10 protein-coding genes are annotated in these 11,243 nt (G+C 69.2%); 2 read left to right on the forward strand and 8 right to left on the reverse strand.

The features are described from left to right. The 7 genes from ACTIMO_RS06820 to dinB form a co-directional block, all read right to left on the reverse strand. On the reverse strand, nt 1-1,587 hold the full coding sequence (locus ACTIMO_RS06820; RefSeq protein ID WP_448181900.1) for a UDP-N-acetylmuramoyl-L-alanyl-D-glutamate--2,6-diaminopimelate ligase: 1,587 nt from the start codon (nt 1,585-1,587) through the stop codon (nt 1-3). Between the two features lie 57 nt (nt 1,588-1,644). Beyond that, entirely contained in the window at nt 1,645-3,447 is a 1,803-nt protein-coding gene (locus ACTIMO_RS06825) for a peptidoglycan D,D-transpeptidase FtsI family protein (protein ID WP_448181901.1), read from the reverse strand. A 66-nt stretch (nt 3,448-3,513) separates the two neighbouring features. Then, nucleotides 3,514-4,200, reverse strand: a complete 687-nt coding sequence (locus ACTIMO_RS06830; protein ID WP_448181902.1) for a hypothetical protein — start codon at nt 4,198-4,200, stop codon at nt 3,514-3,516. Beyond that, the gene (gene rsmH / locus ACTIMO_RS06835) at nt 4,197-5,198 is read right to left on the reverse strand and encodes a 16S rRNA (cytosine(1402)-N(4))-methyltransferase RsmH (protein ID WP_448181903.1); all 1,002 of its coding nucleotides are present in this window, start codon (nt 5,196-5,198) and stop codon (nt 4,197-4,199) included. The genes ACTIMO_RS06830 and rsmH overlap by 4 nt, the downstream gene beginning before the upstream one ends. A gap of 244 nt (nt 5,199-5,442) precedes the next feature. After that, a complete protein-coding gene (gene mraZ, locus ACTIMO_RS06840) occupies nt 5,443-5,874 on the reverse strand; it encodes a division/cell wall cluster transcriptional repressor MraZ (RefSeq protein ID WP_055772290.1) in 432 nt (143 codons plus the stop codon). A 403-nt stretch (nt 5,875-6,277) separates the two neighbouring features. After that, the gene (locus ACTIMO_RS06845; protein WP_055772293.1) at nt 6,278-6,655 is read right to left on the reverse strand and encodes a DUF3040 domain-containing protein; all 378 of its coding nucleotides are present in this window, start codon (nt 6,653-6,655) and stop codon (nt 6,278-6,280) included. 230 nt (nt 6,656-6,885) lie between these two features. Further along, nucleotides 6,886-8,343: a DNA polymerase IV gene (dinB, locus tag ACTIMO_RS06850; protein ID WP_448181904.1), complete on the reverse strand. Its 1,458-nt coding sequence runs from the start codon at nt 8,341-8,343 to the stop codon at nt 6,886-6,888. A gap of 131 nt (nt 8,344-8,474) precedes the next feature. On the opposite strand from dinB, the gene ACTIMO_RS06855 reads away from it, so the two are divergent. Further along, a complete protein-coding gene (locus tag ACTIMO_RS06855; RefSeq protein ID WP_448181905.1) occupies nt 8,475-9,599 on the forward strand; it encodes a polyprenyl synthetase family protein in 1,125 nt (374 codons plus the stop codon). 40 nt (nt 9,600-9,639) lie between these two features. Here ACTIMO_RS06855 and ACTIMO_RS06860 read toward each other — a convergent pair whose 3' ends face one another. Then, nucleotides 9,640-9,993 carry an Rv2175c family DNA-binding protein gene (locus tag ACTIMO_RS06860; RefSeq protein WP_055772391.1) on the reverse strand — a complete coding sequence of 118 codons (354 nt, stop codon included), beginning with the start codon at nt 9,991-9,993 and terminating at the stop codon, nt 9,640-9,642. Nucleotides 9,994-10,299: 306 nt separating this feature from the next. Between ACTIMO_RS06860 and ACTIMO_RS06865 the strand changes: the two genes are divergently transcribed. Beyond that, nucleotides 10,300-11,243, forward strand: a 944-nt coding sequence (locus ACTIMO_RS06865; RefSeq protein ID WP_448181906.1) for a LysM peptidoglycan-binding domain-containing protein, incomplete at its 3' end; no start/stop codon positions are given.

The raw sequence follows: 11,243 nt of genomic DNA on the forward strand, positions 1-11,243 counted from the left end.
TCAGGACTCTATCCCGGCGGCGGAAAGCCCAGAGAATCCGTGCCTTGTCAACGCGGAACGCAGTTCGACGCGGTCGTCGAGGGACAGGTTGATGCCCTTCACTTCCTGCCACACCTCGTGGCCGCGGCCGGCGATGATCACGGTGTCCCCCGCCGTGGCCAGGGCGACGGCGCGGTCGATGGCGTCGGCACGGGGGAAGACCTCGAGGACCTCGCAGTCGAGACCCTCCTCCGCGACGGCTGCGTCCGCGCCGGACCGGACGGCGCGGCGGATGACGGCCTCGTCCTCGTCGTGCGGATCGTCGTCCGTGATGATGAGGACGTCCGAGAGTCGCGCGCCCACGGCGCCCATGACGGGCCGCTTCGATTCGTCGCGCTGTCCCGTGGCGCCGAAGACCGCGATGACCCGGCCCCCGGGGCGGCGCACCGAGGCGAGGGTCCGCTCGAGCGCGTCGGGATTGTGCGCGAAGTCCACGATCGACGCCGGCTCCTCGGCGATGAGCTGCATGCGGCCGGGTACCTCGGTGGTGAAGGGGTCGTGGGCATCGAGTGCGTGCTGCAGGTCGTGCTCGGACACCCCGGACGCCAGCACCATGACGGCCGCGAGGGCCGCGTTGGAGATGTTGAAGGACCCGGGGAGCCCGCTGCGGACGCGCAGGCGGCGCCCGTCACGCGACTCCAGGGCGAAGGCGTGGCCGAGGCCGCTCCGTTCGACGTCGGTGACCGTCCAGTCGGCGTCCGCCGCCGGCCCGGACCCTTCGCCGCCGTCCGTACACACGGTGAGGAGGGGCACGTCAGCGGTCCTCGCGAGGCGCCGGCCCCACGCGTCGTCGACGAGGACGACCGCCGTCCGGCACCGCTCCGCCGTGAAGAGGGCGGCCTTGACGGCGAAGTACTCCTCCATCGTGCCGTGCAGGTCCAGATGGTCCTGCGTCAGGTTGGTGAACCCGGCGACGTCGAAGTGGACGCCGTCCACACGCCCGAACTCCAGGGCGTGCGAGGAGACCTCCATCGAGGCCGCATCGATGCCGCGCTCCCGCATGAGGGCGAGCAGCGAGTGCACCTGCGGGGACTCGGGCGTGGTGAGCGCGCTCGGGATGGCGTCGCCGCCGGCCCGGATCTCGATCGTGCCGATCAGTCCGGTCGAACGGCCGAGTGCCTCCAGGAGGGCGTTGACGAAGTAGGTGGTGGTGGTCTTCCCGTTCGTCCCCGTGACGCCGTACAGCGTCGGCGTGCCGCCGTCGTCCGCGGCACCGCCTCCGAAGATCACGCGCGAAAGCGGTCCGATGACGCGCCGGGGGTCGGGGACGACGACGACGGGCACGGCGATGCCGTCGCCCAGCAGCTCCCGGCCGACGTCGTCCGTCAGGACCGCGACGGCACCCGCCAGCACTGCCTGGTCGGCGAAACCGGCGCCGTGGCGGGTGGCGCCGGGCAACGCGGCGTAGACGTCGCCGGGCAGGACGGCGCGGGAATCGAGGGTGAGGCCCGAGACGGTGGGCAGGTGCCCGGTCCCGGGGCCGACCGGCAGGCCGGCTGCAGCGAGTGCCGCTGCCAGGCCGATCGGCCGCGGCTCATGCGGACGCATCAGGGAAGCGGCGCGTCCCTGTGGAGTGGTGGAATGCACGGTGCTGTGGCCTCCGGGTCAGTATTCGACCGGGTAGATGTCCGGCTTCGTCGTCGAGGCCGGGACGTTGTCGGAATTGAGGGCCTGCTGCATGACCTTCTGGAAGGACTCTCCGGGGATCAGGTAGTACAGGTCACCCTGGGGGCGCTGGAGCGTGATGACGACGACGTACTTCGGGTCCTCGATCGGGGCGATCCCGGCGTAGGACAGAGTGTAGCCGTCGTACCCGCCGGTGGCTCCCGGCGCCTCCGCCGTGCCGGTCTTGGCGCCCACGCGGTACTGCTCGAGCTCGCCGGACTTCCCGGACCCCTCCTCGGTGACGGTCTCGAGCATCTTCCGCATCTCTGCGGCCGTCTTCTCCGAGACCACCTCGGTCCCCTCGGCCTGCGGCACCACGTGCTCCGTGCCGTCCGGGTCGATGTAGGCGTCGATCAGGCGGGGCTTCAGCCGGACGCCGTCGTTGGCGATCGTCTGGTAGACCATCGCGGTGTGCAGCGCGGTCTGCGTGAGCCCCTGCCCGAAGAGCACCGTGTACTGCTGGCGATCGTCCCAGTTGTCCGGCGTGCTGAGAAGCCCCTGGTTCTCCTCGTTCAGGCCGGTGCCGAGCGGTTCGCCGATCCCGAACTTCTTCAGCCAGTCGTACCGCTCCTGCTTGGTCAGCTTCTCGCCGATCTGCACGGTCCCCGTGTTCATCGACTTCGCGAGGATGCCGGCGGCCGTGCGCTTCTCGGTGCCGTGCTCCCAGGCGTCCTTGAACGTCTGGTCCCCCACCGTGTACCGGTTGTCGAGGGTGAACTTCGACGTCGGCTCGATCAGCCCTTCCTCGAGCGCGCCGGCGAGCGTGATGACCTTCGTCGTCGACCCCGGTTCGAAGGAGGCGCTGACCGAGTTCGGTCTCCGCTGCTCGGCAGGGGTGGCCGTCGGATCGTTCGGATCGGGCGTGGTGGATTCCGCCATGGCACGGATGGCGCCGGTGCCGGTCTCGACGACCACGATGTTGCCCCACTCGGCGTCGTAGTCCTTGACCTGGGACGCGATGGTCTGCTGCGCGAACCACTGGAGATCCTGGTCGATCGTGAGGCGGACACTCTGTCCGTCCACCGCGGGCACGTCCTCATTGGTCGCGTAGGGGATACGGATACCGTCCCCGCCGATCTCGAAGGTCCTCTTCCCCGCCGTGCCCGTGAGTTGGTCGTTCAGCGAGTACTCGAGACCTTCCTGCGGGGTGCCGTCGTCGGACACGAAGCCGATGACCGATCCGGCGACCGATCCTGCCGGATAGGTACGGACGCTCGTCTTGTCGGCGTAGACGCCGGGGATGCCGATCTCGAGCGCCTGGTTCTTCACCTCCGGCGTGACGGACTTCGCGACGTAGTTGAAGGTCTTGTCCCCCAGGACCGAACCCCGGAGTGTCTCCACATCGATCCCGAGGACCGCCGAGAGCTCCTCGAGCCCCTGCTCGATGGGTACGTCGACCCGGATGGTGCTGTCGGGGTCGTCGGGATCTTGGACCGTCCGGTCGAATCCGTCGACGGCGCTGAGGCCCTGGTCCACGACGATGTCGTAACGCTCGACACTCCGGGCGAAGTACTTGCCGTTCATGTCGACGATGGAGCCGCGGACGGGGGCGACAGTGGTGTTCGTCAGGCGCTTGGACAGGCCCACCTGGGCCATCCCGCCGAGATCGAGCCCCTGTAACTGGAAGAGCCGTACACCGAGCACCATGAGGAGGACGAGGACGAAGGCAAGCCCCACGCGGAGCCGGGTCGAGCCGAGGACCAGTCGGAGGCTGTCAGGGCTGCCGGTGCGTGCAGGGGTCACGGAGGAATCCTTGTCGATCAGTGCAGGCGGTACGTGCGGAGCTGGTGACGGCGGAGGACCCGCGTGTCAGCGGTCGGACGCGGCCTGCTCCGGACCGGGGATGGTCCCCGAGGCCGTGCTGCCGGCCGCGGAGTCCGCGGCCGCATCCGCCGCCTCGTCCGCTGCACCGGCGCCCGCGGGTGCCGGATCGGCCGCTACCGGCGCCTCGGCAGCTACGGGAGCGGGCTGCTCGGTGACGAGGTCCGGGGCGGCGATCAGGACCTCGGGCTTCGGGCCTTCCTTCGCAGGTTCCGGAGTCCCCGTCACCTTCTTCGAATCTAGCTCAATGGTCCCGAACGTCGGGGAGGACACCATGCCGAGTTTCGTCGCGGCGGCGGCGAGGTTCTGCGGCGCCTCCTTGTTCTCGATCTCGAGGACGAGCGCCTCGTTCTGCTGGCTGAGTGCCACCTGCTGGCTGCGCAGCTGCACGAGCTCGTACTGCGTCCCCGACACGGAGATGTTGAGCATGAGGACTGCGGCCAGGGCTCCGGCGAGGACGAGGAGACTGAAGACGGCGAACGGCACGCGACGGCGGGAGGGCCTCACCGGTACCACGGAGAGCGGCGTCCGCACTTTCTGCGTGGCCTCCGGCCGCGCACTCGCCGGCGCTCCGTCGGAGAGACCGGCCGGCCGGCGCGGCGCGACGGCGAGTGCTCCGTTGCCGGCGAAGGCCGCGGCGCTGTGCCGCTTCTCAACAGTCAGGGTCTGGCTCATCCGTTGGTCCTGTCGACGGGTCCGGCTTTGATTCGTTCTACAGCGCGCAGTTTGGCCGAGGCCGCCCTGGGATTCTCCTCGATCTCCGCCGGCGTGGGCGCTTCCGTGCCACGCGTCAGGGACCGGAGGTAGGCCTTGTGTTCCTCGAGCTCGACCGGGAACCCGAGGGGCGCGGAGGACTTCGTGCCGGCCGCGAAGGAGCTCTTCACGATCCTGTCCTCGAGGGAGTGGTATGACATCGCGACGACCCGACCCCCCGTGTGGATCGAGGCGATGGCGGCCGGTACGGCGCGCTCGAGGACGGACAGCTCCTCGTTGACCTCGATGCGCAGGGACTGGAACGTCCGCTTGGCAGGATGTCCCCCGGTCCGTGCCGCCGAGGCCGGGACGACCCCACGGATGACCTCGACGAGCTCCGCCGTGGTGCCGAACGGACGTGCGGTGCGGGCCTGGACGATCGCCGTCGCGATGCGACCCGCGAACTTCTCCTCGCCCCAGGTCCGGATGATACGCAGCAGATCCGCCTCGGCGTAGGTGTTGACGACCTCCGCGGCCGTGATGCCCGTGGTCGTGTCCATGCGCATGTCGAGGGGGGCGTCGTAGGAGTAGGCGAAGCCGCGGTCACGCTCGTCGAGCTGCAGGGAGGAGACGCCGAGATCGAACAGGACGCCGTCCACCCCCCCGATCCCGAGGTCCTCGAGCACCTCGGGCAGATCGTCGTAGACGGCGTGGACCAGGTCGGTGCGGTCGGAGAAGCGCGTCAGGCGTTCCCCGGCGAGGCCCAGCGCCTCGGTGTCGCGGTCGATCCCGACGAGGTGCGCGGAGGGGAAGCGCTCGAGCATGCTCTCGGAATGGCCGCCCATGCCGAGGGTCGCATCGACGACCACCGGCCGGCGTCCGGCTGTTGCTGCTGCCTCGACCGCGGGAGCAAGGAGGGAGACGCAGCGGTCCCGGAGGACGGGGACGTGTCGCTCGCCCGTCGGCCGGTTCTCCCCCATGCGCGCTCTCCCTCCTGCAGTTCGTCGTTCGTGATGTCGGTGTCCCTGCAGGCGTGGGGCGATGGTCCATCTCTGGGATCAGACCCCCATCCGGCCGGACGGTCTCCGCCTGGCTTCGGGGAAGTGAAGCCAGGAGTCGTACCTGGTCCGGCGGCTGGAGATCTCATCCAAGAGGTGAATCCGTTCGCGTCGGGTGCTGCTGGTACTGCTGGTACTGCTGGTTCTGCCTGTCCTGCGCCGTGGATCAGATGATTCCCGGGAAAGCGTCCTCGTCCGTCTCGGAGAAGGCGGTCTCCTTCTCCGTCAGGTACGAGTCCCAGGCATCCGCCGCCCAGATCTCGGCGCGGCTTCCTGCTCCGATGACCGCGAGGTCACGGTCGAGCCCTGCATACGTCCGCAGGGCCGGTGGGATGGTGATCCTGCCCTGCTTGTCGGGCACCTCGTCCGAGGCTCCCGACAGGAAGATACGGTTGTAGTCCCTCGCCTGGCGTGACGAGATGGGTGCGGCCCGCATCTGCTCGTGAACCCTCTCGAACTCACTCGCACTGAACACATAGATGCACCGTTCCTGGCCCCGGGTCAGGACCAGCCCCTCGCTCAGTTCGTCGCGGAACTTCGCCGGGAGGATGAGCCTGCCCTTCTCGTCCAGACGGGGGGTATGAGTTCCGAGGAACATCCCTGACCGCCTGTTCTGAGTCCGCCAAGCCCAGCTCGATGCTGCCTTGCTCTTATGTTCCCCACTTTACTCCACAACTCTCCACCGTCAATGCATCCGGGGCGCGGCGCGCCCGGGATTGCTCCGCCGACGACGTCCGTCCGCCCCGCGATCACGCGGCCGGGTGCTATCTGCCTCGCTGGGGAGCGAAGTGGAGGGGGCGATGGAGGGGGCGGCCGGTATGAGGCGGTCGGCATGGGGCACCGACCCGGTGCAGAGCAGTGCATGCGGCAGTGGAACGCCTGGGGATGACCGGTTAACGAGCGAGGACCCGCCGTAGCGGGTCCTCGTCAGTTCGTGGCTGCCCGGTCACGCCGGTGCAGCGAAGCTGTATCGGGGTCACCATCGGTGGCCCGGCAGGGAATCAGCTCTGGTCGCGCTTCCGCTCGTCCCACTTGTCTTCGAGACTCGTCATGAACCCGCTCTTCCCGCCGGTCGGAGCCTTCGTCGGCCTACCCGCGGGCTGGCCCTGGTCCAGCTGCTTCGACTTGGTCGTCGCGAAGTAGACGCCGCCCCCCATGACGAGGAAGCCGGCCACTCCGATGAGGATGTTCTGGTTGACGATGCCCGCGAGCAGGACCAGGATGCCCGCGATCGTGATGAGCGCACCGATGACCAGACGCCTGGTCGACATCGACTTGCGGGTGTCCGACGCCATCGAGTGCGCGAACTTGGGATCGTCGGCGTGCAACTGCTGTTCAAGCTGATCAAGCAACCTCTGCTCGTGTTCCGAGAGTGCCATGACCGCCTCCTTGATATGGGTACCAACGTTCCTCCACCCACCCAACGTCCCGAACGCTCACCAGGTTCCCGGTGGAGGGGTCGATGACCACGGGCTCCGGAGGCTGCAAAAGCGTGCTGAACGGCAGCTGGACTACCTGCTTCAAGACTAGTTTGCTACGTGGTGCCCGCAAAGTCACAATGCGGAATCCGAGGGGGGTTCCATGAAGGCATACTGACCCCGTATACCGCTCAGGCACGCGGATCGCGATGGGTCCGCGGGGCTCCCCGGGAGGACCCGCCAGCACCCGGCCCCTGGTCGTGTCCGGCCCGCCTGCCGGACTCCGCCTCCGGCACCGCGCCGCCCCGGCCCAGCGCGCTTCCACCACTCCGCCCAGCGGCGCGTCCGCCAGCACCTCCGCCAGCACCCACACCCGCCGCGGTACCTGCACCAGCGTCACCTGCGGCGGGCGGCGGCCCGCCCGCCCGTCCCCTACGGGGCTCGTCCGCACGTCGGGAAGCGAGCAGCCCGGCCGGGACGACGCCGGCGTCACCGAATCTCCTGTTCACGTCGTCGAGCACCCGCTCGGCGAGGCGCCAGTTGTCGTCGCGCCGGTCGATCGTCAGCTGCGTGGAGCCGTCTCCGCCACTCTCGAGCGATTCGGCACGCAGGCCGATGAGCCGCACGGCCATGGGCCGATCACCGAGGGCGGCGAGCAGGGCCGTCGCCGCCGTGTACAGCGCGTTGGCACTGTCGACCGGTTCATCGAACTTCTTCGACCGCGTCAGGGTGGAGAAGTCGGCGTACCTCAGTTTGAGCGCCACCCCACCGGCCCGATTGCCCGAGGCGCGGAGCCGGGTCGCCGTGCGGTGCGCCAGCCGCAGCAGTTCCCGCCGTAGGACGTCGGAGTCGTCGATGTCCCTGGAGAACGTCTCCTCCGCTCCGATGCTCTTCTCGGGCCGGGCCACGACGACGCGCCGCGGGTCCCTCCCCCAGGCGAGGTTGTGCACGTGCTCGCCGGAGCTTCCGAGCAGGCGCCGCAGGGTGGTGACCGGCGTGTGCGCCACGTCCTCCACCGTGCGGATGCCGATGCGGCCCAGGACTTCCTGTGTCTTCGCGCCGACCCCCCAGAGCGCGGAGACGGGAAGCGTGTGCAGGTACGCGACGGTCCGGTCACCCGGGATCAGCAGGAGGCCATCCGGCTTCGCCCTCGTGGAGGCGATCTTGGCCACGAACTTCGTCGTCGCGGCACCGACGCTCGCGGTGATACCGAGGGTGGAACTGATCTCCTCGCGCACCTGCTCACCGATCTCGCGCGGACCGCCCAGCCGGCGCATGGACCCGGCCACGTCGAGGAATGCCTCGTCGACGCTGAGCTGCTCCACGTGCGGCGTCACCGACCGGAAGATCCGCATGACCTGTCCGGAGATCTCCGAGTACCGACGATGGTGCGGCGGGAGGATCACCGCGGTGGGGCACTGGCGCATGGCGACCGACATCGGCATCGCCGAGCGCACCCCGAAAGCGCGGGCCTCGTAGGACGCGGACAGGACGACGGACCGGCCGGACGGTGATCCCACGACAACCGGGACGCCGTGGAGATGAGGGTAATCCAGCAGCTCGACGGAGACGAAGAAGGCATCCATGTCGATGTGCAGGATGCGGCACTCCGCATGCTCGACCGGCGTCCGACCCTCATCCCTGACCACGCCCACATCGTACGCAGTGCCACCGACAGCCGGGCCCGGCGGATCCGACGGCCCGTCCGTACCGCCGGGCCGGGGCAGAGCCGCCCGATAGAGTGTGAGGACCTGACCCAGTCGAACCGCCCGGGAGATCCATGCTGTCCGCACCTGCCACCCCTGATCCGGGCGGCCCCGCTCCTGACGTCATCACGGCGGAGCAGGACCTGTTCCGGTCCGCGCTCACGAGGACCATCGACGAGTTCCTGGCTGACCAGGCGGACGTCCTGACGGCCATCTCCGAGGAATCACTGCCCCTCATCTCGAGCATCGCGACACTCACCCGGGGCGGTAAGCGGATGCGCGCCCTGCTCTGCTACTGGGGATGGCGCGCGGCGGGAGGCGCGCCCGGAGCTGCGGCTCCGGTGACGGCCGGGACGGCACTGGAGTTCTTCCAGGCCGCTGCCCTTATCCATGACGACATCATCGATCGCTCGGATACCCGGCGCGGAGGGCCGAGCGTGCACCGGCAGTTCTCCGCGCGCCACACGGAGGCGGGCTGGCATCTCGACCCCGAGCGCTTCGGCGTGTCCGCAGCCATCCTGGCCGGGGACCTGTGCCTCGCGTTCAGCGAGGAGCTCTTCACGGCGTCCTGCTCCGCCGAGGCGGGTGAGGCTGCCCGCACCATCTTCAACCGCATGCGCACCGAGGTCATGGCCGGCCAGTACCTGGACCTGCTCGAGGAGGCGGTGGGGCCCGACCAGACGCCCGAGCAGGCCGAACTCCGTGCCCTCAACATCCTGCGCTTCAAGTCGGCGAAGTACTCGATGGAACGGCCCCTCATGCTCGGCGGAGCACTGGCCGGAGCCGATGAGGAGCTGCTCTCGGACTTCTCTGCCTTTGCGCTCCCCCTGGGCGAGGCCTTCCAGCTCCGGGACGACGTCCTCGGTGTGTTCGGGGATCCGGGAGTGACCGGCAAGCCGGCGGGCGACGATCTGCGCGAGGGGAAGCGCACCTTCCTGATCGCGCGCACTCTCGGCGAGAGCGGCAGCGACGTCCGGGCGAGGATCAACGCGATGCTCGGCGACACGGAGCTCGACGACGACGCGGTGCACACGCTCCGCGGGCTGATCGTGGCGAGCGGTGCGCTGGCGCAGACCGAGACCCTGATCGAGGAGCGATCAGCCGAGGCCTTCCGGGCCCTCGCCCAGCTCGATGTCGATACGACGTCGCTCGAGGCCCTGCGCCTCCTCGCCGAAGCCGCCGTCACTCGCACTGCCTGACGCACGGCCGGGTGCGTGACCCATCCGGCGGTGGATCGGCCTACCAGGCAGCGGCCTGCGCCCGACGGCGGATCTCCGTCTTCCGTCCCTCGCGCAGCGCATCGATCGGCCGACCCGGAAGCGACTCGTCCTCCGTGTAGAGCCATCGGATGATGTCCTCGTCCCCGTAGCCGGAGTCCGCCAGGACGACGACGGTGCCCTTGAGGCTGTCGAGGATCGCCCCGTCCACGAGGAATTCCGCGGGCACGCTGCGGATGTTTCGCTCACCGATACGGACGCTGACCAGCGCCCGCTCACTGATGAGCGAATGCACGCGGGTGATGGGGAGGTCGAGCGCCTGCGCCACCTCGGGGAGATTCAGCCAGGCCGGGACGAGCTGTTGGAGTTCATTCACCGTCCAAGGGTGCCATGCCGACGCATTCCGGCTCCACTCGGACGACCTGCGGCACAGGGCGCCGGCTGGTCCGCAGGGACGCGACACGATGCGGATCTCCTGCGACACGCCGGACAGCAGCTTCACGGGATCTTCATGCCTCTTGTGCTACAGCCCTCATCGTGTAAGTTCACATGGGTCACAGAAGTAACAGTAACCACAGGTGACACATCAGCATCACCAGCACTGCGCGCGCCCGATCAGGAAGAATCACCACGGGCGCGTGCGTCCGCGCGGACTCAGCCGCCAACAGACGAGGAACGAAACATGACTGCCCAGCGATCGAACGCACCGCTGAACGGCACCCGCAGGAAGGCCACCGGCGCCAGCGCGCGCGGCCTGAATGTCGCCGTGACCACCGCCGCCCTCCCCGCGGTGATTCTCTCTTCGGTCGCCCTCGCCCAACCGGCGACGGCGGCTCCTGCCCAGGTCGCGCCTGCCATGCGTCACCTCGGCACCCCTGCGGTCTCCCTGCCCTCGCGCACGCTCGTGCCCGCCGCACTGGTGGCGGTACAGGTACCCGCGCAGAGGATCGCGATAGCCGCCCAGCCCGTTCCCGCCGAATACACCGTCAAGCCGGGCGACACCATCGGAGCGATCGCCAAGCGTCACGGGCTGTCCACGGACAGCCTCCTCACCCTGAACCGGATGAACGCGCGGACCATCATCTACCCGGGCCAGAAGATCACGCTCGGCGGTAAGGCCGGGGCGGAGAAGCCCGCACCCTCCGCTCCCGCTGCCCCGGCGGTGAAGACCACCGGTTCGACCTACGTGGTGAAGCCCGGCGATACCCTCGGCGCCATCGCCTCGCGTGCCGGGGTCAGCCTCCAGAGCCTCCTCACGGACAACAAGCTCTCGATGACCTCGATCATCTACCCGGGCCAGAAACTGACGATCGGCGGGAAGGGGGCAGCACCTGCTCCCGCGCCGGGTAAGCCCGCACCTGCTCCCGCGCCGGCTCCGGCCCCCGCGCCGCAGGCCGGGTCCTACACCGTGAAGGGCGGGGACACACTCGGCGCCATCGCCTCCCGACACGGTGTCTCCCTGCAGGCCCTGCTGGCCGCCAACAAGATGAGCATGACCACGATCATCTACCCGGGCCAGAAACTGACGATCGGCGGGAAGGGGGCAGCACCTGCTCCCGCGCCGGGTAAGCCCGCACCTGCTCCCGCGCCGGCTCCGGCCCCCGCGCCGCAGGCCGGGTCCTACAC

Source organism: Arthrobacter sp. CP30, assembly GCF_053470025.1.

What these genes read in the sequence shown, in the direction of transcription:
- ACTIMO_RS06820 (WP_448181900.1), bottom strand. Translation starts at nt 1,587, where the DNA reads ATGCGTCCGCATGAGCCGCGGCCGATCGGCCTGGCAGCGGCACTCGCT.
- ACTIMO_RS06845 (WP_055772293.1), bottom strand. Translation starts at nt 6,655, where the DNA reads ATGGCACTCTCGGAACACGAGCAGAGGTTGCTTGATCAGCTTGAACAG.
- mraZ (WP_055772290.1), bottom strand. Translation starts at nt 5,874, where the DNA reads ATGTTCCTCGGAACTCATACCCCCCGTCTGGACGAGAAGGGCAGGCTC.
- ACTIMO_RS06830 (WP_448181902.1), bottom strand. Translation starts at nt 4,200, where the DNA reads ATGAGCCAGACCCTGACTGTTGAGAAGCGGCACAGCGCCGCGGCCTTC.
- ACTIMO_RS06855 (WP_448181905.1), top strand. Translation starts at nt 8,475, where the DNA reads ATGCTGTCCGCACCTGCCACCCCTGATCCGGGCGGCCCCGCTCCTGAC.
- rsmH (WP_448181903.1), bottom strand. Translation starts at nt 5,198, where the DNA reads ATGGGGGAGAACCGGCCGACGGGCGAGCGACACGTCCCCGTCCTCCGG.